Consider the following 23,545-nt stretch of genomic DNA (forward strand, 5'->3'; position numbering starts at 1 on the left):
ACGTCATCTGGGCACTCATCCGTGACAACCGCACCTTCACCATCGAGACACCAGCCCCGATCAGCGATGCGGCTTGACACGGTCATTGAAACTCCTTTGCAGGTCGGGTCGGCATGAACTTACTCTTAAGTAAGTTTACTGCCAAGTGGGCTCTGCTCGATCGGCGGCATTCGCGGGCCCTCCGTGGTCGCGCAAGTTGATCGTTTCGAGCGACCCGCAGGCAGTCGCTACGGCTACGCCTTCGGGTCCTTCGCCCCCGCCGCCGTGTTACGTCGGACGCTCGAATCGGGGCGCGCCGAGGTGTTCGAACCGCCCTCGAATCTATCGAACATATGTGCGATACTCTGCGCATGGCGGACGATCGGATGGCGGAAATCTTTGCCGCGGTGCGGCTCTCCGGCAGTGATCCGGAGGCGGCGCGGCGGATGCTGGCGGAACTGTGGGACGAGCTCGGCGACGGCGGAGATCCGTTGCAGCGCTGTGTAATCGCGCACCACCTCGCCGATCTGCAGGACACGGCCGAAGCCGCGCTGCACTGGGATCAGCGCGCGCTGGCCGCGGTCTTCGGTCCCGGCGTTCCGCTCGATGAGGGGCTACGCGGATTCCTGCCCTCGCTCTACCTCAACCTTGCCGACAGTCACCGTCGGGTGGGCGACTTCGATGTGGCCTATATGCAGTTGACCATCGCTCGCGGCCATCTCGATGTCCTCGCCAACGACGCCTATGGCGCCGTGATCCGCACCAGTCTGGACAAGGTCGAGGTCGCGCTGGCCGTGAAGTCGACGGATCCACTCTCGGCCGCCTGATTCGGCGGGTGTGCACACCTCTCGCGCAATTCGAATGTATGTTCGAGTATGTGCGGAGGTGATGTGTCATGGGTTGGAGCAATGGCCCGCCGACCTGGGCGGAGCTGGAGCGGGTGCTGTCCGGTCGGCCGGGGCCGACGAATCCGGACGCGATGTATCCGGGCGACGGCGGCGACAGTCCGGCCTGGTCGCGCAAGCGCGGGGATTACCGGCCCGAATCGGTCGAACCAGCTGACGGTCCGGTGGTGCCGTACGCGGAGTTGCACGCGCATTCGGCCTACAGCTTCCTCGACGGTGCGAGCCAGCCGGAGGAGTTGGTGGAGGAGGCGGTGCGGCTCGGGTTGGAGGCGATCGCGCTCACCGATCACGACGGCTTCTACGGCACCGTGCGCTTCTTCGAGGCGGCCAAGGAATGGGGTATCCCGACGGTCTACGGGGCCGAATTGTCGCTCGGCGCCGCGGAAGACGCACCGCGACTCGGCAATTCGCTCGGCCATGTCGGCGCACCCGATTCGGCGCCGCGCACCGGGTCGCAGGACCCGGCCGGTCCGCATCTGCTGGTGCTCGCCCGCGGTCAAGAGGGCTATCGCCGACTCTCCAGCGAGATCGCGGCCGCGCATATGGCCGCGGGCGAGAAGGGCATCCTCCGCTACGACCTGGACGCGCTCACCGCGGCGGCGGGTGGGCACTGGCACATTCTGACCGGATGCCGCAAAGGTCATGTGCGCCGAGCCCTCGACCGCGATCTGCAAGCGGGAGACATCCGTCTCGGGCGTGCCGAGGCTGCCCTGCGTGACCTGACGGAGCGTTTCGGCGCCGACCGGGTGAGCATGGAACTCACCCATCACGGCATTCCAGAGGACGACGAACGCAACGCCCACCTCATCGCCCTGGCCGATCGCCTCGGTCTGCCCGTGGTGGCCACCACCGGGGCGCATTTCGCCGCTCCCGCCCAACGCCGTCGCGCCATGGCGCTCGCGGCGATCCGGGCGCGCCGGAGCCTGGACGATATCGCGGGCTGGTTGGCGCCGACCGGTGGCGCGCACCTGCGCTCCGGTGCGGAGATGGCGCAGTTGTTCGCCGCCTGTCCGGAGGCGGTGGCGAATGCGGTGACGCTCGCCCGCGAATGCGCCTTCGATCTGAAATTGATCGCGCCGAGCCTGCCGCCGTTCGACGTGCCCGATAACCACGACGAGGCTTCCTGGCTGCGTGAACTCACCCTTACGGGTGCCGCTCGGCGTTACGGTCCGCCGTCGGGAAATCCCGAGGCGTATCGGCAGATCGAGCACGAACTCGCGATTATCAACGCGATGAAATTTCCCGGTTACTTCCTGGTTGTGCACGATATCGTCAGCTTCTGCAGGGATAACGACATCCTCTGCCAGGGCCGGGGTTCGGCGGCCAATTCGGCCGTCTGCTATGCGATCGGCATCACCAATGTCGACCCGATCGCCGCCGAGTTGCTGTTCGAACGCTTCCTCGCCCCGGAGCGTGACGGTCCGCCCGATATCGACATCGATATCGAATCCGATCGCCGCGAGGAGGCGATCCAGCACGTCTACACCAAATACGGTCGCGGATATGCCGCGCAGGTGGCGAATGTGATCACCTATCGCGGTAAGTCCGCGGTCCGCGATGCCGCACGCGCACTGGGCTTTTCGCCAGGACAGCAGGATGCCTGGAGCAAACAGGTGAGCCGTTGGACCGGGGTCGGCACCGAGACCGGTACCGATATTCCCGCGGAGGTGCTGGAGCTGGCCGCCGAAATCGAAGGTCTGCCAAGGCATCTCGGCATTCATTCCGGTGGCATGGTGATCTGTGACCGGCCCATCGCCGATGTCTGCCCGGTCGAATGGGCGCGCATGCCCGGCCGCAGCGTACTGCAGTGGGATAAAGACGATTGTGCCGCAATCGATCTGGTGAAGTTCGACCTGCTCGGCCTCGGCATGCTCTCCGCGCTGCACTACATGATCGATATGGTGCGCGAGCACAAGGGCGAAACCGTCGAACTACACAAGCTGGACCTGCAGGAAACCGCTGTCTACGAGATGCTCTCGCGCGCCGATTCGGTAGGGGTGTTCCAGGTGGAGTCGCGCGCGCAAATGGCCACGCTGCCCCGGTTGAAGCCGCGGAAATTCTACGACCTGGTGGTGGAGGTGGCGCTGATCCGCCCCGGCCCGATCCAGGGTGGTTCGGTGCATCCCTACATCCGCCGCCGCAATGGCGACGAGCAGGTGCGCTATGACCATGACGCGCTGAAGAATTCGCTGAAACGCACGCTCGGCGTGCCACTGTTCCAGGAACAGCTCATGCAGATGGCCATCGATGTCGCCGGTTTCACCGCCGCCGAGGCCGATCAGCTGCGCCGCGCCATGGGTTCCAAGCGTTCACCGGAACGCATGGAGCGCCTCAGGGACCGGCTGTATCAGGGCATGCGCGATCTGCACGGCATTACCGGCGAAGTCGCCGATCGCATCTACGAAAAGCTGTATGCCTTCGCGAATTTCGGTTTTCCGGAGAGCCATTCGCAGAGTTTCGCCTCGATCGTGTTCTACTCGGCCTGGTTCAAACTGCACCATCCGGCGGCCTTCTGCGCCGGATTGCTGCGTGCTCAACCGATGGGGTTCTACTCCCCGCAGTCGCTGGTCGCCGACGCCCGCAGGCACGGTGTCCTGGTGCGCGGACCCGATATCAATGCCAGCCGCGCCGAACCCACTCTCGAAAACCATGGCGACGAGGTGCGGCTCGGCCTTGCGACGATTCGCCATATCGGCACCGACCTCGCCGAACGCATTGTCGCCGCCCGCTCGACCCGCCCGTACACCTCTTTCCTCGACCTGACCGGACGGGTGGAACTCACCGTCGTCCAAGCCGAATCCCTCGCCACCGCAGGCGCTTTGGGCTGTCTCGGCATTACCCGACGCGAGGCGCTCTGGGCGGCGGGCGCCGCGGCGGGTGAACGCCCCGACCGCCTCCCCGGCACCGGTGCCGCCACCACCGCACCCGCCCTGCCCGGCATGAGTGACCTCGAACTCGCCGCTGCCGACGTCTGGGCCACCGGTATTTCCCCGGGCAGCTATCCCACCGAATTCCTACGCCAGCAACTGGATGCGCTCGGTGTCATCCCCGCCGCCGGTTTGCTCGATGTGCCCGACGGCTCCCGCGTTCTGGTCGGCGGCGCCGTCACGCATCGTCAACGCCCCGCCACCGCCGCCGGTGTCACCTTCCTCAATCTGGAAGACGAAACCGGCATGGTGAATGTCGTCTGCTCGGTGGGCCTGTGGACCCGCTATCGCCGTCTGGCCCAGAGTGCCACCGCCCTGCTCATCCGCGGCCGCGTCCAGAATGCCGAGGGTGCGGTCAGTGTCGTCGCCGAACATCTGCAGCGCATGGACCTGCGCGTCGATTCGAAATCCCGCGACTTCCGTTGAGCCTTTAGAACATTCCGTTCGCATTGGCGGCCTGCTCCGGAACCGGCTGGATGACATCCCAGTGTTCGGCCAGCTTTCCGTCGGCGAGGCGGAAGATATCCATGATCGCCAGCCCGCGGTCGCCGGGTTCGCGCACGCCGTGCACGTGGGCGACCACGTAATCTCCTTCTGCCACAATGTGTTTCACTTCGACGCGAAGTTTCGGTGCACCTTCCTTCAGGCCGGTGAGGCGAGCGAGTAGTCCGTCGAAGCCATCGGCGATCTCCGGATTGTGCTGGATATACCGCGCGCCGAAGAACGCGGCGGTGGCTTCGAAATCCTTGGCATTGAACGCGGCTTCGTAGAACGCGAGGACGGTCTGCTTATTCGATTCGAGCTGTGGATCTACCGAAGAGCTGGTCATGGGCATATCTCTGATCTTTCGAGCGACCGGCAAGCAGTCGCCATCGGTAACTGAACATCTGTAGCGCTACAACTGTAGCGCTACGAATGTCCGGCTACAATCCCTTGATGACCTCCGACCCGACGACCCGACGCGGTCGCAATCCGCGCGGCCACGGCGGCCGATTGCGTGCGGAGATCATCGACGCCGCGATCCGGCTGCTGGATGAACTCGGCGATGATCAGGCCCTGTCCATGCGTGCGGTCGCGCGCGAAATCGGCAGTGCCGCAACATCGGTCTACCTGCATTTCGCCGATCGAGATGCACTGGTGTTGGCCGCACTGGAGCGCTATCACGGCGATCTGGTGCGCGCGATCGATGACGCGGAGGCCGCCGTCGACGATCCGGTCGACAAACTGCGCGCTCGCATCCGTGTCCTCGGCGACTGGGCCTATCGCCATCCGGGCATGTACAAGGTGCTGCACGAGAGCACTCTCAACCAGCGCGCGGCCATGCCCTTCAAGCGGGAACTGACCGAACGCACGGTCGCCGCGATCCGGCGCGGTATGGATGCCGGTCTGGTACCCGTCGACGACCCGGTCTCGGTCATGCTGGATCTGCGCGCGGCGGTGCACGGCGCGGTGTCGATGCGGCTCAACGAACCCGGCCAGACCTGGCCACCGCTCGCCGAGCAGATCGAACGATTCCTCGTGAAATTGGTCGGTGTCCCTTCGACATTCGGAAATGGTCCGCATCGAGCTTCGTGACCGAATTCGCCGCAGCGGCTACCCTGCGTCCATGCGGAAGCTTGCTGTGCTGGTGATCGGCCTGCTGGGTTTGACGTTGCTGGTCGGCTGTGGTGATGACAACGACGACAAGGCCGGTTCGGGCCGGTCGAGCATGTCGACCGTCGCGCCGATGGCGCCGCCCCCGAGTCTGCGCGAGGGTTCTCCGGCGAAGGGGGATACCGGCGGGACCACCGTCGAGGCGCGCAAGGAGGTCATCACCGGCAGCATCGACATCACCGCCGATGATCCGATCAAGGCGGGTGGTCAGGTGACCGATCGGGTGCGCGAGGTCGGCGGCCGGGTCGACAGCCGCACCGAGCAGCCGGGGACCGGTGACGCCGATCCGGAGGCCACGCTCACCGTGCGGATACCGGCGGATAAGACGGACAAGTTCATCGACGGCCTCGGTGGGGTCGGCCGGGTCACCCGGATCAGCACCAACCGCGACGACGTCACCATGCAGTGGGAGGACCTCGACGCCAGGATCAAGGCGCTGCAGGCCTCGGTCGACCGGTTGCGCACCCTCATCGCCGGTGCGACCAACACGGCGGATCTCATTGCCGCCGAACAGGCGCTGTCGAGTCGGCAGGGTGAGCTGGACAGCCTCACCGCGCAGAAGCGACACCTCGACGATCAGGTCGCGCTGTCCACCCTCACCATCGACATCACCAGCGAGGACAAGGAATCCGACGAAGGGCCGACCAATTTCTGGGACGGCATCGTCTCCGGCTGGCATTCGCTGGTGGATTGGCTGAAGGACGCGGTGGTATTCACCGGCAAGGCGATTCCGTGGCTCGGGTTCGTCGTGTTGCTCGGCGCGGTGGTGTGGGGTGTCGTGCGGGCGGTTCGGGGTCGCAAGCGCGACTCCTCGGCAGAATCGGAGGAGGGTAAGGCTGTGGTCGGGGCCCCGACCGGTGCGGGCGTGACTGCGGCGGAAAGTGCCGGTGCTGAGACCGGTGCGGGCGCTGGCACCGGTTCAGCCGCCGAGGCGGGAAGAGGCGCTGAGACAGCGAAAGGCGCTGATACGGGGAAAGGCGCTGAGACGGGGAAAGGTACAGGGACGGGGAAAGGTACAGGGACGGGGAAAAGCACTGGGACGACAGGAGATAAGGGTGCCGACGGTCGTAAGGGCAACGATCAAACCGAACAGCCGTAAGGGCCCGCTCGTCGAAACCCTCGACGACGGCACCCTCCAACTGTATGTCCGCGCCCCCGCCGTGGAAGGCAAGGCCAACAAGGCCGCCATCGAACTCCTCGCCGACCACTACGGCGTCCCCAAAACCGCCGTCCGTCTCGCGGCAGGCGCAACCTCCCGTTTCAAACGCTTCGAAGTGGACCTCTGAACGCCGCGCAGGAGGTCTTCGAGTCGTTGCGTCGATTGTGCGGCTGACCCGAAGGAGCGCTCGGCGTCTCCGGTGTCGCCGCGTCGATCACCGACCGCGAGATCGGCGCCGCCGCGATCGCCGAATCGGGTTGAGCGACACGGTCACACAGCGCCGGGAAATCCGAACTGGCGCCAAGCCTCGTAGACGGTGACGGCGGCGGCATTGGACAGGTTCATCGAGCGGCGGCCGGGCAGCATCGGAATGCGCAGTCGATCGGTGACGTGCGGATCGTTGAGCACCTCCGGCGGCAACCCCGTCGGTTCGGTGCCGAACAACAGCACATCACCCTCGCGGTACGCCACATCGGTATACCGCGTGCTCGCCTGGGTCGTGAATGCGAACACCCGCTCGGGCCGCACCGCCGCCCACGCAGCCGCCAGATTCTTGTGCACCGTCACCGAGGCCAGATCGTGGTAATCCAATCCGGCCCGCCGCAACTTCGCCTCCGAGAGGTCGAACCCCAACGGCTCGACCAGATGGAGTTCACAGCCGGTCCCCGCGACGAGTCGAATCGCATTGCCGGTATTTCCGGGAATCGCGGGCTCGTGAAACATCAAACGAAACACCAGTGCAGTCAACCAGGTCGCTCGGGCTAGCCAGGAACGACATCGGGCAGGTCCCGCGCGCCGGTCACGAGTTTCAATTCCTCGACCGATTCTCGGATGAGTTGCGACAGGGTGCGCTTGCCGCTGTCGGCGACCCAGCTCTCGAAGGCGATCTTGAATACGGCGATGCCCGCCTCGGCGGCCAGGCTCGCGGCCGGATCGGTTACGCCGCGCCCGCGTAGCGCCTCGGCCAGCGCGGCGGCGAGTCTTGCGAGCTTGATCAGCTCGCGCTCCTGAAGTTCGGCATTGGCCGCGATAACGGCTTGGCGTTGCCGGGCGAACTCACGGCGCTGCTCGAATACGGTATCGGCCACCTCGGTCAGTGCCGTGGCGATCGCCTGGATCGGCGGCATGGCAGCGGGCGCGTCGTGCACCCCACGCACGAGGGCCTCTTGGAGCGCGCTGGCCCCCGCGAACAGGACCTCGCGCTTATCGGCGAAATGCCGGAAGAACGTTCGCTCGGTAAGCCCCGCACGCTTGGTGATCCCGGCGACGGTGGTGCTCTCGAACCCGTTCTCGCGGTACAGCTCCAGAGCCGATTGTTCGAGGCGGCCGCGCGCATTGGGCTCCCAGCGACTCATGCGCCGATCCTATCTGATGACAGTGGCTGTCATCGCGGGTACTGTTGATGACAGTCACTGACATCACTGCCTCGCGCAGAAATCGAAAGACTTGGAGTACTTCCGTGCGCATTTTCATTACCGGAGCATCGGGACACATCGGCTCCGCGGTCATCCCCGAATTGCTCGACGCCGGACACGAGGTCGTCGGCCTGGCTCGCTCGAACGAATCAGCCGCCACGTTGGTGGCGGCAGGTGCCGCGGTTCATCGAGGAGATCTCGACGATCTCGACAACTTGCGCGCAGCCGCTGCCGCCGCCGACGGCGTCATCCACCTGGCCTTCAAGCATGAAGCCATGCAGACCGGCGACTACGCCGGAGCGGTCGTGGCCGATTTGCGCGCTATCGAAACGATCGGCGCTGCGCTCGCGGGCACCGGCAAACCCTTCGTGAGCACATCGGGCACGCTCCTGCTCGCCGGGCTGACCGGGGTGGGAACCGAAATCGACACGCTCGATGCGGGGCCGCGGGTGGACGCCGAGAATGCGGTGGTCGCGCTCGCGGACCGCGGGGTTCGATCGGCTGTCGTGCGGCTCCCGCCGACCGTGCACAGCTCACTCGACCGGCACGGCTTCATTCCGACCTTGATCGCCATCGCCCGCGACAAGGGCGTCGCCGCCTACGTCGGCGAGGGGAACAACCGCTGGCCCGCCGGACACACACTCGATGCCGCACACCTGTACCGAGTGGCGCTGGAAACGGCTCCCGCGGGCTCGCGGTTACACGCCGTCGACGACGAAGGCGTGCCCTTCCGTGAGATCGCCGCGGCGATCGGTCGCCATCTGGACCTGCCGGTAGCCGGCATCCCGGCGGAGCAGGCGGACGCACACTTCGGCTACCTGGGTCGCCTTGTCGCGCTGGACAATCCGACCTCGAGTGCGCGGACCCGGGAACTGCTGACCTGGAAGCCGACCCATCCCGGCCTCATCGAGGACCTCGACCAGAGGCACTACTTCAACGCTCCATAGCGGCCCGCTCCGGGATGGCGCATGCCATGCCCTCCGCCATCCCGGTCGGGCGCACGCCGAGGCCCTGGTTGTGGCGGGCGCGCTGGTTCTCCCAGGCGATGGTGGCCGTCAGTTCGGCGAACTGTCCTTTGGACAGGTGGGTCAGCAGTTGGCTGCGCAGGTCCGCGAGTTCGACGGCCGGGGTGGCGGTCATGGCCTCGGCGAAGGAGATGACGAGTTTTTCCAGGTCGGTGTAGGCGTTGCTGGTGCGATAGCGCGGCAGGTCGCGCAGTTGTTGTTCGGTGAGTCCGCTCGAGTGCGCCAGCGCCGAGCCGATATCCAGGCAGAACTCGCAATTCACGAGTCCGGCCGTCTTCAGTTCGGCCAGCTCCTTGAGCTTCGGATCCAGTCTATTGCTGCACAGCAGCGCCGTTTCGTATCCGATTGTGCCGAAAAGGATTTGCGGTCGGCGGGCGAGCCAGCCGAACAGGTCGGATCGATTCCGCTTCGCCTGCCGAATCGCCTGCAGGTAGTGCCGAATCCGGGAAAGCGCTCGCATTGTCTGTACCCCCTTGTGCCGGATGAATCTCTTTCTGTCGAAACTATGCCGCGTAGTAGTCGGAGGCAATGTCCGATCGGGTCTGCCGTGGTGTGAGCGGCCGTATGCCATCTGCAAGAATCGAAGGCGTGACCGACGTTGACTCGTCTGCCGCCGAACGGCAGTCCGACCGGACCAGCCTGGGTGCGCAGTTCCTGCGCTGCCACCTGCCTATGCTGGTCGTGACGGCGGTCATTCTGCTCGCGGTCGTCTTCGTGGCCTGGGACCGCTGGCGCCGCGGCGCGCTGTTCTTCGGTGGCGCGGCCCTGCTCGCGGCCGCCTTCCGGCTCTGTCTGCCGACGGCCAGGGTCGGGTTGCTCGCAGTGCGCAGCAAGCCGTTCGATGTCGCCGCACTGAGCCTGCTCGGCTCCGCCATCGTCTTCATCGCCGCCACGATCAATACCTTGGGCATCGGCTGATGCCTTAGCGGCGCAACGATTTTCGCCACGACATCGAACCGCTCAGTTGTGACAGGTGTCCCGGTCGTTGTAGAGCATCAACTGGGTGACCTTGGCATCGGCGGGCATATTCCGGTAGATGCCGAGGAAGCCGTAGCGCGCGGGTTGGTCGGGGACCGCGGCGGAACTCCAGTTGTAACCGATCTCGAGCGTGGGATAAGCGGCGCGCACTTCGTCGACGGTGGAGCCAACGGCGATGCCCTCCGGGGTGCGGACCGGAAGTTTGCCGGGCATGATCGCGACGATTTCGCCGCTGTTGGTGAAACCCTGCCAACCGGCTCGTGCGGTATAGCGGCCGCAGCCGGGCGGATCGTTGGTGTCGTCGAAGGCCGCGATTTCGCCGGTGGCCTCGGCCGCGCCGCGGCTCATCCCGAGCCGCAGCTTGCCGAAGCCGAGCGGCCCGAGCACGGTCGAGGCCGATGGCAGCGTGGTTATCGATGCCGCCGCCCTGGTGGTTTCGGTCGGCTCGTCCGAGCATGCCGTTACGCCGGTGAACACCGCGCCGAGCAGCGCGAATGTCAGTACGGCACGATGAATACGCATGGTCATACCCCCGATGTCGTCCATGGACCGGAATGCCCGCCGAGTCGAGACGGTGCGATGTCGGCCAGTCTGCACATCGGCGACTGCCCGAGTCAAGGCGGCATCCATCGGCCGACGTCAACCCTATGCGTCACCATTCGGGCTCGGTGTCGACTGAGACGCAACGACTTTCGTCGGCATCCGCCGATGCAGAGGTTTCCGATCGAGCACAGCGAAATGGTGGCGCCGTACTCTCGCGGAGCCACCATTGCATCAGTGCCGAGCGTGGCGTCAGCTCTGGCTCGACGGGTATCGCTCGGTGAATACAATGCGCTCGCGTGGGCGGCGACCCAGGTGTGGCGGGGCGGTAGCGCGACTGGATCGAGGTCGATATCAACCGCATCGAAGCGGCACGTCGCGCCGCCCGCTAGCCGACCTCGGCTATCGCGCGCCGCCCGCGCCCGCCGTACAACTGCCGCGCCTCGCTCGGCGTAATCGTCTCCGGTCGCGCCGGTGGCTCACCCTTCAGGTGCTGCGCCAGAATTCGACCCGCCATCGGTGCGATGTACGGTGCGGCGGCGATGAGGCCGAACGAGTTGAACGCGGCGCTGCCCGACACGATGGTCTTGGCGGCCGGTCGGACCAGCAGATCGACGATTCCCCAGCGATCGAATCGGCCGAGCTCGCGCATCCATTTCGGCAGCGTGGCAACCGAAGCCAGGGACAGCAGCCGACTGCCGAGGGCATAGCCGACACCAGCTCCGTTGCGCGGCGAGGTCCACAGCAGGTGGTGCATGCCCGCCTCGGCACGCTCGGAGGTGCACAGGCGTGGTCGCACCTTCGCGAAGTACGCGCGCACCTCCTCGCGGGAGCGCGGCACCTCCTCCGGTTTGCAGGTCTGCAGTTCGGCCGCGATCGCGCACTCGCGCCAGTAGCGTGCCTCTTCCTCCGGGGCGAGTGGGCCGGGACCGAATACCTCGTACGCCTTGAGCACCGAATGCCAGCCGGTGATGTGGATCCACAGCTGGGTCTCCGGACTGTTCGCACTGTAGCGCTGGCCACTGATCGGTTCGATCCCGGTCATCGGCGCGTGCACCTGCATCAGATGTTCCGCGGCCTGGACGGCCGTGCGGCCGTCGGCGATAGCCACGAGCAGGAAGTAGGCGAAGGTATGGTCCAGACGGCTGCGCGGGTCGGTGTAGATGCCCTGCGAATCGGCGACGGCCGCGGTCAGGAACGGATCGAAGTGCTCGAGGACTACCGCGCGCTGGAAGCCGATCACGGCGGTCGGCGCGGTCCAGATCTTCCAGCTGGGCGAATCCGGGCCGAAGAACCCGTAGTCGTCCCGGCGAAGGGTGGTCGGATCGAAGGCCATCTGCTGCTCCTTTGCCTGCTGGCCCGCCCGGATCGGCGAATACAACGCAACCGTAGCAATTGCGGTCAGTCAATACAACGGTCCCGTAGCATTTATTCGCGGGTGGGATTCCCCAGCCGGAAACCGTGCTGACAGGATGGAGGCGGATGGAGGTGAAACGACAGTGACGCAATCGCGCACCGCACCGGACCGGCCGCGACGGCGGTATGCGCCGCGCCTACCTCCCGAGGAACGTCGCGTCCAACTGCTCGACGCCGCCTATGCGGTATTGAGCCGGACGGAATTGCACCAACTGAGTATGGAGGCGGTCGCGCAGGAGGCGGGCGTCGGAAAGCCGGTGCTCTACACCGTGTTCAAGACTCGTGCGGAACTCGTTGCGGCCCTGCTGGAACGCGAACGCGAACGCGGTATCGAACAGGTCGCCGCCACCTTGCCGACCGATCTGCTCGGCGCCGATCCGGTGGTCGCGGCCTCGGCGACCGTCGAAGCGTTCGTCGGTGTCGCACTGGCGAATCCGACGCGTTGGCGGCTGATCCTCGCCACCCCCGGCAGCGCCCCCGACGAGTACCGTGCGGCACTCGCCGATTCCCGCACCGGTGTCTTCACTCAGGCCGAATCCCTGGTCCGCGCGGGCATCGCACTCGATCCACGTTGGGCGGGAATGGATTCCGCCCTGCTCACCAATGCCGTGCTGAGTGTCGCCGAAATGCTCGGCAGACTCGCGGTCAGCGCACCTGAGGAATATCCGCGCCAGCGTTTGGAAGCCTTCGTCCACTCCATCGTCCAACTGCTCGTCGGCGCGCCCGCCGTGCGTTCAGCCGAATGACGGCCCGGCCCGGGAAGCACGACTATGCATCGATACCCATCCGGCGGGCCCGTCGACTTTGCTTGCACGCAAGACTTTTGTTTGCGCACTAGAATCCACGCCATGACCGCAGCGCACGACTACGACGACCTGCATCGCTTGGTCGATCGGCTGACGCCGGACCAAGCGCATGCGCTGAGGGCCGTCGCGTTGCAGTTGGTCGTCACCGATACTCCTCAATGGCGCTCTGCCGCCGAGCCCAAGGGCGAACGACGTCGACACCTCTCGTTTGCTGGCATCATGAATGCCGAGCCTGATCTCGCGGCGAGGTCGGAAGAGTTGCTCCGTGAGGAACGTGCTAAACAAGGCGAGTGATCGTCTGCGACACAGGTCCGCTCGTTGCCGTACTGAACGAAAACGACCCGGATCATCAACGCTGCCTTGATCTCCTCGAGACCCATGCTGGACCATTGCTTGTGCCTGGTCCAGTTCTCGCGGAAGTGTGCTAATTCTTGGAAACTCGTGTCGGGCCTTCGGCTGAGGCCAGGTTTCTGGAATCGATCGCCAACGAGGAGATCGAGCTCGTCGATCTCACTCGAACCGATCTACTGCGGATGGCCGAGTTGGTCCGAAAGTACTCCGACTTCCCGCTGGGTGCCGTCGATGCCGCCGTCCTTGCCGTGGCTGAACGACTCGAGGTAAATGAGGTCGCTACCCTGGATCGTCGGCATTTCAGCGCTGTCCGAACCCATCATTCGGCTCCGCTTCGCCTGCTACCTGACTGACGGTGGCCATGGAGACGGCGAACCTTCAGCTGGTGCGACTGACTCGCGCCAATCGCATGGTTTCGGTCAGCAGTTTGGATACCGCGGCGGCTTCGGTGAGAAAGCCGTCGTGGCCGTCGCGGGAGTGCACGATCTCGAGCCCCTCGCAGCCGGGCAATCCGTCGGCCAATTCCTGCTGAGTTCGCAACGGGTACAAGCGATCCGAGTCGACACCGCCGACCACGCACGGAACCGGGGTGGCGGCGAGGGCGGCCGCGATACCGCCGCGCCCGCGGCCGATGTCGTGCCGGTTCATCGCCTCGGTAAGTAGGACATAGGTGGCGGGATCGAAACGGCTACAAAGCTTTTCGGACTGGTGGTCCAGATAGCTCTGCACCGCATAGCGGCCGCCGCGCCACGGGTCCTCGTCGCCCTGTGCATGGTTCTCGAAGCGGTGATCGAGTTCGCCCTCGGTGCGGTAGGTCAGGTGGGCGATGCGACGGGCGATGCCCATACCGGTCATGGGGGCGCGATCGGTATCGTGGTAGTCGCCGCCCTGCCAGTCCGGATCGGCCTTGATGGCGGCGATTTGCGTTGTCTGCGTGCCGATCTGGTCGGCGGTGGCACGTGCGCCGACGGCGAGTACCAGTGCGGATCCGACCCGTTCCGGCGCGCCGATCATCCATTCCAGCACCCGCATACCGCCCATCGAACCGCCGACGACAGCGGCCAGGCGTTCGATGCCGAGCAGGTCGAGCAGTGCCGCTTCCGCGGTCACCTGATCTCGGATCGAGATCTCCGGAAACCTCGAGCCCCAGGGCTTTCCATCCGGTGCCAGCGTCGAGGGGCCGGTGCTGCCCTTACAGCCGCCCAGCACATTCGTCGCGATGACGCACCATTCGTCGGTATCCACCGGTGCACCCGGACCGACCATGCCGTCCCACCAGCCGGGCAGCGGATGGATATCGTCGGGCACCCCGACGACATGTGAATCGCCGGTCAGCGCGTGCTCGACGAGCACCACATTGTCCAATGCGGGGGAGAGCTGACCCCAGCGCTGCACGGCCAGATGTACGTCCGGGAGGACCGCGCCGCTCTCCAGCCGCACCTCCCCGATGGCGATGATGCCGAGCCGCCCGTCCGGCGGTGGCAGGGCCGCCGCGGACGAGTGCGCGGTACCTTGTTCGGTGCTCACGGTCACGACTCCGCCTCGCCGGTGCTCGGCTCCGTCGCGACCGAGTGCGCGGTGTCGATGGTTCGCTCGCTCATGATGTCGCCCCCGGGAAACCGTGCGTCGCGGACGCCGGGTGAATCGGGAGAGAACGCACATCCCCGATGTTAGCTACCCGGCTGAACCGGGCCGCGGTCCGGTAGATCGGGCGGGTGTGTGCGCCGGTGATCTGCTCGCTTGCGACGAACCGATCGGTCGCGGACGCGATGGGGTCACTCATACCGTGCTCCACAGGGTTGTTCGCCAGCAGGTCTTATCGGAGTGCGGGTGACGGACAACAACTCATCGGAAACCTCCTGAAGTGCGCGCTTGCCCTCGACCATCGAGAGCCCGGTCATCACCCGGAGCACCCCACCGCTGCTGGAGGGTTGCCGTCCAGCAAGCCGGGGCTTCGCGCTGGCACTCATGACCTGACGGACATGGTAACCGGCGGGCGGTCGGCGACTGAAATCCGTTACCGGTTTTCCGCCGGTTCGGTCGCCGGACGTCCGGCGCATACGCGCATGAATTCGTCGTATGACGTGGTGAATGCGGCGCGGGCCGCGGTGGCGGCCGCTGCGGTGTCCTCGTCGTCGAAGATCGACTGCTGGCACTCCATGCTGAGGTGGCCGATCAGCTGCCAGGCACCGACGACCAGTTGGACCGGTAGCGCGTCGGGCTGGGTGCCGAGTCGCTCCGCGATCGCGTCGGCGATCGCGACGTTCTTATCGTCGGCCAGCTCCATGCTCTGCGCGCTGACCGTCGGACTGCTCCGCAGGATCCGCTGCATCTGTTGGAAGCGCCGGAACGACAGCGATCCCTCGGTGCTTTCCGAGGCGTGGTCGACGACCTGCAGGAAGGCCTCGCGCAGCGATTGCAGCTCATTGCCGGTGACCGGGAGTCCGCGCAGGCATTCGGCGATGGCGAGGCCGAAATCCTTGACCGGACCCAGGATGATCGCTTCTTTGCTGTCGAAGTATCGGTTGATCGTGCGGGGGGACACATCCGCGCGGTCCGCGATCTGTTCGACCGTCGTCGCGTCGAAGCCCTGTGCGTCGCACAGGTCGAGCGCCACCTCGATGATGCGCAATCGGGTCTGCTGCTTTTTGCGTTCGCGCAATCCCATGCTCACGCCGCCGGGCGCACTGGGCCCTGGATTCGCTGGAGCGCGCACAGCCTCCTCGGCTGTCGCGCTCGCGCCGATCGGCGTTGATGACTCGAGCATGGCCCCATGCTATCGCAATCGGGACGGTTTGTGTCCTTAACAGTCAAATGTCTGATTGCGACATTTTTCTCTTGACGACAAATGTCGGCCAATGACAGGATGGCTGCACGACTTCGAGACGGCTAGGAGACCAAGGTGAGCGAGACTGCGACAGCGGTGGAAGTTGTGGAAAGACAATCGAGCTCGGCACGCTGGTTGGCCTTGGGGGTGATCGCCTTGGCCCAGCTCATGGTGGTTCTCGACGCCACCATCGTGACCATCTCGCTGCCGTTCGCCCAGCAGGATCTGGAGATCAGCGACGGCAATCGGCAGTGGATGCTGACCGCGTACACGCTGATCTTCGGCGGCCTGCTGCTGCTCGGTGGACGGCTGGCCGACTACCTCGGGCGGCGTCGGGTCTTCATCGTCGGCCTGGTCGGCTTCGCCGGGGCGTCCGCGGTGGCGGGTCTGGCGCAGAACGGCGCGGAGCTGTTCGCCGGACGGGCACTGCAAGGTGCTTTCGCGGCGCTGCTCGCGCCCGCGGCACTGTCACTGCTCTCGGTGACCTTCACCGAGGCCAAGGAGCGGGCGACCGCGTTCGGCGTCTTCGCCGGTATTTCCGCGGGTGGTGCGGCACTCGGCCTGATCGCGGGTGGAGCGCTGACCGAATACGCCTCCTGGCGCTGGTGCCTGCTGGTGAACACCCCGATCGCACTGCTCGCACTGCTCGGTGCGCTGGCCTTCGTGGTCAAGGATGTGCCGACACCGCGAGCAGGCGGCTATGACGTACCCGGCGCGGTCACCGTGACGCTCGGTCTGATCGCCATCGTGTACGGATTCAGCCGCGCCGCCGAGGACGGCTGGCTGGCCGGTAGCACCCTCGGGCTGCTCGTCATCGGCGTCGCGCTGCTGATCGCCTTCGTCGCCATCGAGCGTCGCTCGTCGAATCCGCTGCTGCCGCTGCATATTCCGGGGGAGATCAACCGTGGTGGCGCCTTCCTCGCCGCGCTGCTGATCCCGATCGCGATGTTCGCGATGTTCCTGTTCCTGAGCTACTACTTCCAGATCACGCTGGGCTACTCGTCGCTGAAGGCCGGTGTCGCCTTCCTGCCGTTCCCGGCGGGCATCGCGATCTCGGCCGGTGTCACCAGTGCGCTGCTGCCGAAGCTGGGTCCGCGGCCGCTGATGGTGGCCGGGGCCGTGCTCGGTGTGCTGGGTCTGGTGTGGCTGGCGCAGCTGAGCTACGGAGACAGCTACGCCGCCGGTGTGCTGCCCGCGCAGTTGCTGATCGCGCTCGGTATGGGCCCGCTGTTCGTCGGAATGCAGACCGTCGCGCTGCATCAGGTCGAGGAGGAGGACTCGGGTGTGGCCAGTGCGCTGTTGAATGCGGCACAGCAGGTCGGCGGCGCGGTCGGCACCGCACTGCTCACCACCATCTCGGTGCAGACGGCCAAGACCTTCGCGCAGAACAATCCGACGCTCGACAATCTGCTGGCCCGCGCTTCGATCCACAGCTACGACGTCGCGTTCTATGTCGGTGCCGGATTCTTCCTCGCGGCAATTCCGGTGATCGCGTTGATGATTCGGGACAAGCCGGAGAATCTGATCGAGGGATCCGAGGAAGACGCGCGGATTCCGGTCGCGGTCTGATCCTGCAATAGCGTGTCCGGGTGTCCGATGGGATACCCGGACATCGCTGTTTCGGCAGGTGCGCGGCCTCGCCGACCTACTTGTCGGTAACAATTTCGGGCGGCTTCACATGGGGGGCTGCCCGCGCGGTGAGGTCAATGGCAGCAGTACGCTTGTCTTGTTTGCACCACATGTCTCGCGGACAACGCGGGACATATACGTTGTCTGTTGGAACAGCTGGGGTCCGCTCACAAGTGTTCGCCTGGCCGTGCAATGAGGGCACCATCCTAGGAGGACACGAAGATCCATGTCCAAGATCAAGGTTGAAGGCACCGTCGTCGAACTCGACGGCGACGAGATGACCCGGATCATCTGGCAGTTCATCAAGGACAAGCTGATCCACCCGTATCTCGATGTGAACCTCGAGTACTACGACCTCGGCATCGAATATCGGGACAAGACAGACGACCAGGTCACGATCGACGCGGCGAACGCGATCAAGGAACACGGTGTCGGCGTCAAATGCGCCACGATCACCCCGGATGAGGCCAGGGTCGAGGAATTCGGCCTGAAGAAGATGTGGCGCTCGCCCAACGGCACCATCCGCAACATCCTCGGCGGAACCATTTTCCGCGCGCCGATCATCATCTCGAACGTGCCGCGTCTGGTCCCCGGCTGGACCAAGCCCATCATCATCGGCCGTCACGCATTCGGCGATCAGTACCGCGCCACCGACTTCAAGGTGTTCCAGGGCGGCACCGTCACCCTCACCTTCACCCCCGACGACGGTAGCGAGCCGATCGTGCACGAGGTCGTGCAGATGCCCGAGGACGGCGGCGTCGTCATGGGCATGTACAACTTCAAGAAGTCCATCGAGGACTTCGCGCGGGCCTCGTTCAACTACGGGCTGCAGCAGAACTACCCGGTCTACATGTCGACCAAGAACACCATCCTCAAGGCCTACGACGGCATGTTCAAGGACACCTTCCAGGAAGTCTTCGAGGCCGAGTTCAAGACCCAGTTCGATGCCGCGGGCCTCACCTACGAGCACCGTCTGATCGACGATATGGTCGCCTCCTCCATGAAGTGGGAGGGCGGCTACGTCTGGGCCTGCAAGAACTACGACGGCGACGTGCAGTCCGACACCGTGGCCCAGGGCTTCGGTTCGCTCGGCCTGATGACCTCGGTGCTGCTCACCCCGGACGGCAAGACCTGTGAGGCCGAGGCCGCGCACGGCACCGTCACCCGGCACTACCGCCAGCACCAGCAGGGCAAGCCGACCTCGACCAACCCGATCGCATCGATCTTCGCCTGGACCCGCGGCCTCGAGCACCGCGGCAAGCTGGACAACACCCCCGAGGTGATCGGCTTCGCGCAGACACTCGAGGATGTCGTCATCAAGACCGTCGAGGGCGGCCAGATGACCAAGGACCTGGCGCTGCTCGTCGGCGGCGATCAGGGCTACCTGACCACCGAGGAGTTCCTCGGCGCGCTCGACGCCAACCTGGCCCGCGCCCTGCGCTGAGCCCGCGCCTCTTGCCGGTGGTCGGTGCCGCGAGATCTTCGCACCGGGCCGCCGGTGAGTGCGCGGTCGAGGTCTGGACGTCCCCGACGAGTAACCCTGAGCCGGGCACCCACACCACGACGGTGGCATGGGTGCCCGCACTGTTTTCCGCGAGTGCAGTCCGCACCTTTCCGGCGATCCGAACCCTCCTGCCGGTACCCACCAGCCGCGTGTTGCCGTCGGGCTGCCCGGCGCGCGCCGGGTGGCAGTCGTTCGCCTGGTTTCTTCATGTTGAGGTGGGGGAACTCACTTTTGCCCGGGAAGTGGAGGCAGTCGCCGGGCGGTTACATGAAGACGTGACCAGTACCGTTGCCACGCAGACCCCAGCACCTACCGAGGCCGAGCGGACGGACTGGCATATTCCGGCGATGCTGGCGCTTGCCCTCGGTGGATTCGGAATCGGGACAACCGAATTCGTCACCATGGGTTTGCTGCCCGATATCGCGAGCGCCATGCACGTTTCCGAGCCGACGGCAGGTCATGCCGTATCGGCCTACGCGCTCGGCGTTGTCGTCGGCGCGCCGCTGATCGCCGCACTCGCGGCGCGGGTGCCGCGCAAACGTCTGCTCGTCGCCCTGATGGTGGCGTTCACCATCGGAAATGCGGCGACGGTTATCGCGCCCACGTTCGAAACTCTGGTCATCGCGCGGTTCGTTTCGGGTCTGCCGCACGGCGCGTACTTCGGTGTCGCCTCGCTGGCCGCCGCCACATTGGCACCGGTGGGCCAGCGCGCCAAGGCGATTGCCGCGGTGATGTTGGGATTGAGCGCCGCCAATGTTGTCGGCGTTCCCAGCGCGACCTGGCTGGGCCAGCATCTCGGCTGGCGCGATGCCTTCGTGGTGGTCGCGGTGATCGGTGTCGCCACCGTCGCGGCCCTGATCCGGTTCGTTCCGGAACTGCACGGTATTCGGATCACCAACCCGATGACCGAACTCGGTGCGCTGCGTCGCTCGCAGGTGCTGCTGACCCTGCTGGTCGGTGCGATCGGCTTCGGCGGCATGTTCGCGGTCTACACCTACATCACCACCACGCTGACCGATGTGGCCGGAATGGCACTCGGTCTGGTGCCGTTCGTGCTCATGCTCTTCGGCCTCGGGATGGTCGCGGGCAATATCGTCGGCGGCATTCTGGCCGATCGCGGCGTGGACCGGGCGATCTATGTCTCGATGATCGCGATGGTCGTCATCCTCGCGGGGTTCGTTGTGGCCGCGCACAATCCGTACACGGCGGCCATCGGTGCCTTCTTCATCGGCGCATCGGGTGCGGCCCTCGCGCCCGGTCTGCAAACCCGGCTGATGGATGTCGCCGCCGACGCCCAGACCCTCGCCGCAGCGCTCAATCACGCGGCCCTGAATATCGCCAATGCGGCGGGTGCGTGGTTGGGCGGACTCGTTATCGCGGCGGGTCTGGGCTACACCGCGCCCGCGACCGTCGGTGCGGTGTTGGCGGTGCTGGGTGTTCTGCTGTTCACGGTGACCGTCTGGATTGCTCGGCGCTCAGCGGTTTAGGTGTCGGGTTGCAGCGCGACGACCGGAATCACCCGATCCGTCCTGGTCTCGTATTCGGCGAAGCCCGGCATGACCGCCACCATCGCGGCATAGAGCCGATCCCGTTCCGGACCACCGGTGATCGGGGTGGCCGTCGCCTCGATGGTCTCGGTGCCGATCTCCAGCGTGACCTTCGGATTCGCCAGCAGATTGTGATACCAGGCCGGATGCTCGGGTGCGCCCGCCTTGGACGCGATGATCACCAAACGGTCGCCGTCGCGGATATAGGCCGTCGGATTCGTGCGCGGCAGTCCCGTTTTCGCGCCGGTCGTGGTGAGCAGCAGGAGATCCTTGCCCTCGAACGGGCCGCCGACCTTGCCCGCATTCGCTCGGAACTCCGCGATGATGTTCTGATTCCAATCGTTGGCCATCTGCGCTCCTCGGATCGAGAAATCGGGTCGAGGTAATCGTCGTCGATGGGCGGGCCCATCAGCTGTCTTTCGTTCTCTTTCGCCTATCGGCTGCCGCTGCCGTGTGCAATAGCCGGTCGACCAGCGTATCGACATATTCGTCGGTGAACGGGCCGGTGCCGAACAGGGTGCGGGTGTAGAGCGGGGCCAGGATGATGTCGACCACCTCCAGGACTTCGGGGGCCGCTTCGCCGCGGGCGGTGGCGCGATCCAGCATGGCCTGGACCTGGTCCACCCGTTCGGCGAGGAACCGGTCGCGCGTCGGTTCGCCTGCCGCGCCGGTGTCGAGCAGCGCGAGAATCGTGCGCAGCAACGCCAATCCGTCGGGTCCGCTGACATCGCGTGCCGCCTTGGCGGCATAGGCGCGCAGATCGCCCTCGAGCGAACCGGTATTCGGCATCGCCGATTCGGTGCCGAGCCGATCGACGGTCATCTCCATGGCCAGCGCCTCGAGATTGCCCCAGCGCCGGTAGATGCTGGTATCGGCGACCCCGGCGCGCGCGGCGATATCGGCGACCGTGAAATTGCCGTAGCCGCGTTCGGCGACCAGTTCGGTGACCGCCCGGTATACCGCCGCGCGCACGCGGGCGCTGCGACCTCCGGGACGGCGGGAGCGAGCCTGTTCCTCCATGACGCCACTTTAACGCAGTTGATAGTTGCGTTTGCGTGCCACAGCCCGCTACTGTGTTCTTAACGCCGCTTCGAACTGCTTTTAGGAGCGGCTCGCATCTACGACTGGCTGGACGACACCCTCGACCGGGCCTGCAACCGCTGTACCAGCTATCAGAGATTTTTCAGGAGACCGACATGACCATGATCAACCGTATCGACCGCGCCATCGATATGACCGGGCGCATCGTCAAAGGCATTGCCGCAGAACACATGAGCGCACCGACACCGTGCCGGGAATGGGATCTGCGCGAACTGCTCAACCACTTGGTGGGCGGCATGAATATCTTTGCCGCCCAACTGCAAGGCCTGACTCCGGTTCGCGACCACCACGACGACTGGCTCGGCACCGACCCGCAGGGCGCCTACGCCGAGGCGGCCGAGCTCGACCGTGCGGCCTGGCATCGCCCCGACGCACTCGAACGGCCGGTGCGCCTCGGCTTCGGCGAGGTGCCGGGGCCGATGGCAGCGGTGATCCACCTGACCGAACTCGTCGTGCACGGTGTCGATCTGGCGGTCGCCATCGGGCAGGAGGGCCTGGTCGACGACCGACTGTGCGCGGAGATGCTGACGATCATGCATGAGATGGGCCTCGAAAGCTTCCGCGTACCAGGGATGTTCGGTCCCGAGGTCGAGGTGCCCGCTGACGCCCCTGCGCACCGTCGGATGCTCGCCTACGTCGGCCGAGCCTGATCATCGCTAGGCCCCGTCGCATTAATGCGACGGGCCTTCGCCGTGTCGTCGGCCTTCGCCGTGTCGTCGGCCTTCGCCGTGTCGTCGGCCTTCGCCGTGTCGTCGGCCTTCGCCGTGTCGTCGGCCTTCGCCGTGTCGTCGGCCATCGCCGGGTCGTCGTCTGCTTCGGTCGAACAGCGCGAATCCCCGGAGTGTGTCGACATCAGTTATCCGCTGCGATGTGGTTGCGCGCAGTGTCCGATCGAGGCCGCGCCGATGAGCGCCCTCGCGTCACAGCTCCTGATCGGCTACGAGAGGCAATGAACATACAGATCTGTATGTAAGTGTAGAATCGCCGGAATGACCAGGTCCGAAGCGTCCAAGCAACAGCGCCGCACGCAAGAGCAGCGTAGTAGTGAGATGCGCACCCGGCTGCTCGATGCGACCATCGAGTGTCTGGTCGAATACGGTTATGCGGGGACGACGACGCCACGGGTCGCCGAGCGGGCCGGAGTCACCCGCGGGGCCCAGGTGCACCACTTCGGGTCCAAGACCGATCTGGTGGTCGCGGCGATCAGTCATCTGGCGCAACTGCGTGCGGAGACCGCGATGCGGGAGATGTCCAAGGTCCAAGGCGGCAACGATCCCGTGGGGGCGGCCCTGGATTTCCTGTGGGAGCTACATCAGGGGCCGCTGTTCATCGCCACCGCCGAGCTATGGGTGGCGGGCCGGACCGATCCGGTACTTGCCTCGGCCATGGAGAAGGTCGAGCCGTTCGTCAACAATGCGGTGCTGATGGCGGTCGCCCGATTCGTCCCGGATGAGATGCGGCGCAAGGAAGCTCGCGATTTCGTCTACACCGCGATGGATGCGCTGCGCGGAATCCTGGTCTCCGACTTCATCGATCCGGATTCCGAACGGGCGCACCGGCGTTGGCGGCGGGCGTCCGCGCATCTGCGGGAGGTCGCCACTGCCGCACTGGCGGCGCGACCATTGCTGGGGCGCGCCGAATAGTCAATACGGCTACAGGGCTTTATCAATCCCATGGCCTGCTGGGGCGTAGTTGTTGGCGCGGGTGGTATGTGCCGCGCGCTAATCGGCGCGAAGCACCGATGAGCTTGTTTACTGAATTTCCGGTCCGGGCACCACGATGA

At 65.6% G+C, this 23,545-nt stretch carries 26 protein-coding genes and 1 riboswitch; of the genes, 16 read left to right on the forward strand and 10 right to left on the reverse strand.

Translation table 11 applies throughout. The features are described 5' to 3' along the window. Positions 1 to 350: 350 nt before the first annotated feature. Both AB0L58_RS39220 and AB0L58_RS39225 read left to right on the forward strand, forming a co-directional pair. Positions 351 to 806 carry a hypothetical protein gene (locus tag AB0L58_RS39220; protein WP_364395676.1) on the forward strand — a complete coding sequence of 152 codons (456 nt, stop codon included), beginning with the start codon at positions 351 to 353 and terminating at the stop codon, positions 804 to 806. Positions 807 to 874: 68 nt separating this feature from the next. Continuing rightward, positions 875 to 4,237, forward strand: coding sequence for an error-prone DNA polymerase (locus AB0L58_RS39225; RefSeq protein WP_364395678.1), 3,363 nt, complete (start codon positions 875 to 877; stop codon positions 4,235 to 4,237). A 4-nt stretch (positions 4,238 to 4,241) separates the two neighbouring features. Here the strand turns inward: AB0L58_RS39225 and AB0L58_RS39230 are convergent, their stop codons facing one another. After that, positions 4,242 to 4,640 (reverse strand): nuclear transport factor 2 family protein, encoded by a 399-nt coding sequence (locus AB0L58_RS39230; protein ID WP_364395680.1) that lies wholly within the window; start codon positions 4,638 to 4,640, stop codon positions 4,242 to 4,244. Between the two features lie 107 nt (positions 4,641 to 4,747). Between AB0L58_RS39230 and AB0L58_RS39235 the strand changes: the two genes are divergently transcribed. From AB0L58_RS39235 to AB0L58_RS39245, 3 genes are read left to right on the forward strand one after another with little or no spacing between them, the layout of a single operon-like run. Then, positions 4,748 to 5,386 (forward strand): TetR/AcrR family transcriptional regulator, encoded by a 639-nt coding sequence (locus AB0L58_RS39235; protein WP_364395682.1) that lies wholly within the window; start codon positions 4,748 to 4,750, stop codon positions 5,384 to 5,386. 31 nt (positions 5,387 to 5,417) lie between these two features. Next, positions 5,418 to 6,563, forward strand: coding sequence for a DUF4349 domain-containing protein (locus tag AB0L58_RS39240; RefSeq protein WP_364395684.1), 1,146 nt, complete (start codon positions 5,418 to 5,420; stop codon positions 6,561 to 6,563). Beyond that, positions 6,520 to 6,750 carry a DUF167 domain-containing protein gene (locus tag AB0L58_RS39245; RefSeq protein WP_364395686.1) on the forward strand — a complete coding sequence of 77 codons (231 nt, stop codon included), beginning with the start codon at positions 6,520 to 6,522 and terminating at the stop codon, positions 6,748 to 6,750. Before AB0L58_RS39240 ends, AB0L58_RS39245 begins: the two co-directional genes overlap by 44 nt. 143 nt (positions 6,751 to 6,893) lie before the next feature. On the opposite strand, the gene AB0L58_RS39250 is transcribed toward AB0L58_RS39245, so the two are convergent. Then, positions 6,894 to 7,358, reverse strand: a complete 465-nt coding sequence (locus tag AB0L58_RS39250) for a tRNA (cytidine(34)-2'-O)-methyltransferase (RefSeq protein ID WP_364395688.1) — start codon at positions 7,356 to 7,358, stop codon at positions 6,894 to 6,896. Positions 7,359 to 7,384: 26 nt separating this feature from the next. Further along, positions 7,385 to 7,978 (reverse strand): helix-turn-helix domain-containing protein, encoded by a 594-nt coding sequence (locus AB0L58_RS39255; RefSeq protein WP_364395690.1) that lies wholly within the window; start codon positions 7,976 to 7,978, stop codon positions 7,385 to 7,387. A gap of 104 nt (positions 7,979 to 8,082) precedes the next feature. On the opposite strand from AB0L58_RS39255, the gene AB0L58_RS39260 reads away from it, so the two are divergent. Beyond that, positions 8,083 to 8,985, forward strand: coding sequence for an SDR family oxidoreductase (locus AB0L58_RS39260; RefSeq protein ID WP_364395692.1), 903 nt, complete (start codon positions 8,083 to 8,085; stop codon positions 8,983 to 8,985). Here the strand turns inward: AB0L58_RS39260 and AB0L58_RS39265 are convergent. Continuing rightward, positions 8,972 to 9,523: a carboxymuconolactone decarboxylase family protein gene (locus tag AB0L58_RS39265; RefSeq protein WP_364395694.1), complete on the reverse strand. Its 552-nt coding sequence runs from the start codon at positions 9,521 to 9,523 to the stop codon at positions 8,972 to 8,974. The genes AB0L58_RS39260 and AB0L58_RS39265 overlap by 14 nt on opposite strands. A 212-nt stretch (positions 9,524 to 9,735) precedes the next feature. Here AB0L58_RS39265 and AB0L58_RS39270 point away from each other — a divergent pair, with 212 nt between their 5' ends. Further along, positions 9,736 to 9,981, forward strand: a complete 246-nt coding sequence (locus AB0L58_RS39270) for a DUF3017 domain-containing protein (RefSeq protein ID WP_364395840.1) — start codon at positions 9,736 to 9,738, stop codon at positions 9,979 to 9,981. 42 nt (positions 9,982 to 10,023) lie between these two features. Here AB0L58_RS39270 and AB0L58_RS39275 read toward each other — a convergent pair whose 3' ends face one another. Both AB0L58_RS39275 and AB0L58_RS39280 read right to left on the reverse strand, forming a co-directional pair. Beyond that, on the reverse strand, positions 10,024 to 10,563 hold the full coding sequence (locus AB0L58_RS39275) for a hypothetical protein (protein WP_364395696.1): 540 nt from the start codon (positions 10,561 to 10,563) through the stop codon (positions 10,024 to 10,026). Between the two features lie 406 nt (positions 10,564 to 10,969). After that, positions 10,970 to 11,917 carry an oxygenase MpaB family protein gene (locus tag AB0L58_RS39280; protein WP_364395698.1) on the reverse strand — a complete coding sequence of 316 codons (948 nt, stop codon included), beginning with the start codon at positions 11,915 to 11,917 and terminating at the stop codon, positions 10,970 to 10,972. Between the two features lie 136 nt (positions 11,918 to 12,053). Between AB0L58_RS39280 and AB0L58_RS39285 the strand changes: the two genes are divergently transcribed. From AB0L58_RS39285 to AB0L58_RS39295, 3 genes are all read left to right on the forward strand, one after another. Beyond that, complete coding sequence (locus AB0L58_RS39285) at positions 12,054 to 12,743, forward strand: TetR/AcrR family transcriptional regulator (RefSeq protein WP_364395700.1); 690 nt, start codon at positions 12,054 to 12,056, stop codon at positions 12,741 to 12,743. A gap of 102 nt (positions 12,744 to 12,845) precedes the next feature. Next, the gene (locus tag AB0L58_RS39290) at positions 12,846 to 13,097 is read left to right on the forward strand and encodes a hypothetical protein (RefSeq protein ID WP_364395702.1); all 252 of its coding nucleotides are present in this window, start codon (positions 12,846 to 12,848) and stop codon (positions 13,095 to 13,097) included. Positions 13,098 to 13,234: 137 nt separating this feature from the next. Beyond that, positions 13,235 to 13,507: a PIN domain-containing protein gene (locus tag AB0L58_RS39295; protein WP_364395704.1), complete on the forward strand. Its 273-nt coding sequence runs from the start codon at positions 13,235 to 13,237 to the stop codon at positions 13,505 to 13,507. A 25-nt stretch (positions 13,508 to 13,532) separates the two neighbouring features. On the opposite strand, the gene AB0L58_RS39300 is transcribed toward AB0L58_RS39295, so the two are convergent. Further along, a complete protein-coding gene (locus AB0L58_RS39300) occupies positions 13,533 to 14,687 on the reverse strand; it encodes a homoserine O-acetyltransferase (RefSeq protein ID WP_364395706.1) in 1,155 nt (384 codons plus the stop codon). Positions 14,688 to 15,017: 330 nt separating this feature from the next. Beyond that, positions 15,018 to 15,128, reverse strand: a riboswitch (SAM riboswitch). 43 nt (positions 15,129 to 15,171) lie between these two features. Continuing rightward, a complete protein-coding gene (locus AB0L58_RS39305; RefSeq protein ID WP_364395708.1) occupies positions 15,172 to 15,921 on the reverse strand; it encodes a TetR family transcriptional regulator in 750 nt (249 codons plus the stop codon). A gap of 135 nt (positions 15,922 to 16,056) precedes the next feature. On the opposite strand from AB0L58_RS39305, the gene AB0L58_RS39310 reads away from it, so the two are divergent. From AB0L58_RS39310 to AB0L58_RS39320, 3 genes are all read left to right on the forward strand, one after another. Continuing rightward, the gene (locus tag AB0L58_RS39310; protein WP_364395710.1) at positions 16,057 to 17,550 is read left to right on the forward strand and encodes an MFS transporter; all 1,494 of its coding nucleotides are present in this window, start codon (positions 16,057 to 16,059) and stop codon (positions 17,548 to 17,550) included. A 286-nt stretch (positions 17,551 to 17,836) separates the two neighbouring features. After that, positions 17,837 to 19,054 carry an NADP-dependent isocitrate dehydrogenase gene (locus AB0L58_RS39315; RefSeq protein WP_364395712.1) on the forward strand — a complete coding sequence of 406 codons (1,218 nt, stop codon included), beginning with the start codon at positions 17,837 to 17,839 and terminating at the stop codon, positions 19,052 to 19,054. A 407-nt stretch (positions 19,055 to 19,461) separates the two neighbouring features. Next, complete coding sequence (locus AB0L58_RS39320; protein ID WP_364395842.1) at positions 19,462 to 20,601, forward strand: MFS transporter; 1,140 nt, start codon at positions 19,462 to 19,464, stop codon at positions 20,599 to 20,601. On the opposite strand, the gene AB0L58_RS39325 is transcribed toward AB0L58_RS39320, so the two are convergent. Both AB0L58_RS39325 and AB0L58_RS39330 read right to left on the reverse strand, forming a co-directional pair. Next, a complete protein-coding gene (locus AB0L58_RS39325; protein ID WP_364395714.1) occupies positions 20,598 to 21,011 on the reverse strand; it encodes a nitroreductase family deazaflavin-dependent oxidoreductase in 414 nt (137 codons plus the stop codon). The genes AB0L58_RS39320 and AB0L58_RS39325 overlap by 4 nt on opposite strands. A 58-nt stretch (positions 21,012 to 21,069) precedes the next feature. After that, positions 21,070 to 21,681, reverse strand: a complete 612-nt coding sequence (locus AB0L58_RS39330; RefSeq protein ID WP_364395716.1) for a TetR/AcrR family transcriptional regulator — start codon at positions 21,679 to 21,681, stop codon at positions 21,070 to 21,072. A gap of 176 nt (positions 21,682 to 21,857) precedes the next feature. On the opposite strand from AB0L58_RS39330, the gene AB0L58_RS39335 reads away from it, so the two are divergent. The 3 genes from AB0L58_RS39335 to AB0L58_RS39345 are packed head-to-tail and all read left to right on the forward strand — an operon-like array spanning position 21,858 to position 23,405. After that, on the forward strand, positions 21,858 to 22,412 hold the full coding sequence (locus AB0L58_RS39335; protein ID WP_364395718.1) for a TIGR03086 family metal-binding protein: 555 nt from the start codon (positions 21,858 to 21,860) through the stop codon (positions 22,410 to 22,412). Positions 22,413 to 22,436: 24 nt separating this feature from the next. Beyond that, a complete protein-coding gene (locus AB0L58_RS39340) occupies positions 22,437 to 22,715 on the forward strand; it encodes a hypothetical protein (RefSeq protein ID WP_364395720.1) in 279 nt (92 codons plus the stop codon). A gap of 36 nt (positions 22,716 to 22,751) precedes the next feature. Next, positions 22,752 to 23,405, forward strand: a complete 654-nt coding sequence (locus tag AB0L58_RS39345; protein WP_364395722.1) for a helix-turn-helix domain-containing protein — start codon at positions 22,752 to 22,754, stop codon at positions 23,403 to 23,405. The last annotated feature ends 140 nt before the right edge of the window (positions 23,406 to 23,545 follow it).

The organism is Nocardia sp. NPDC052112 (assembly GCF_040680135.1).
Classification (GTDB): Bacteria; Actinomycetota; Actinomycetes; order Mycobacteriales; family Mycobacteriaceae; genus Nocardia.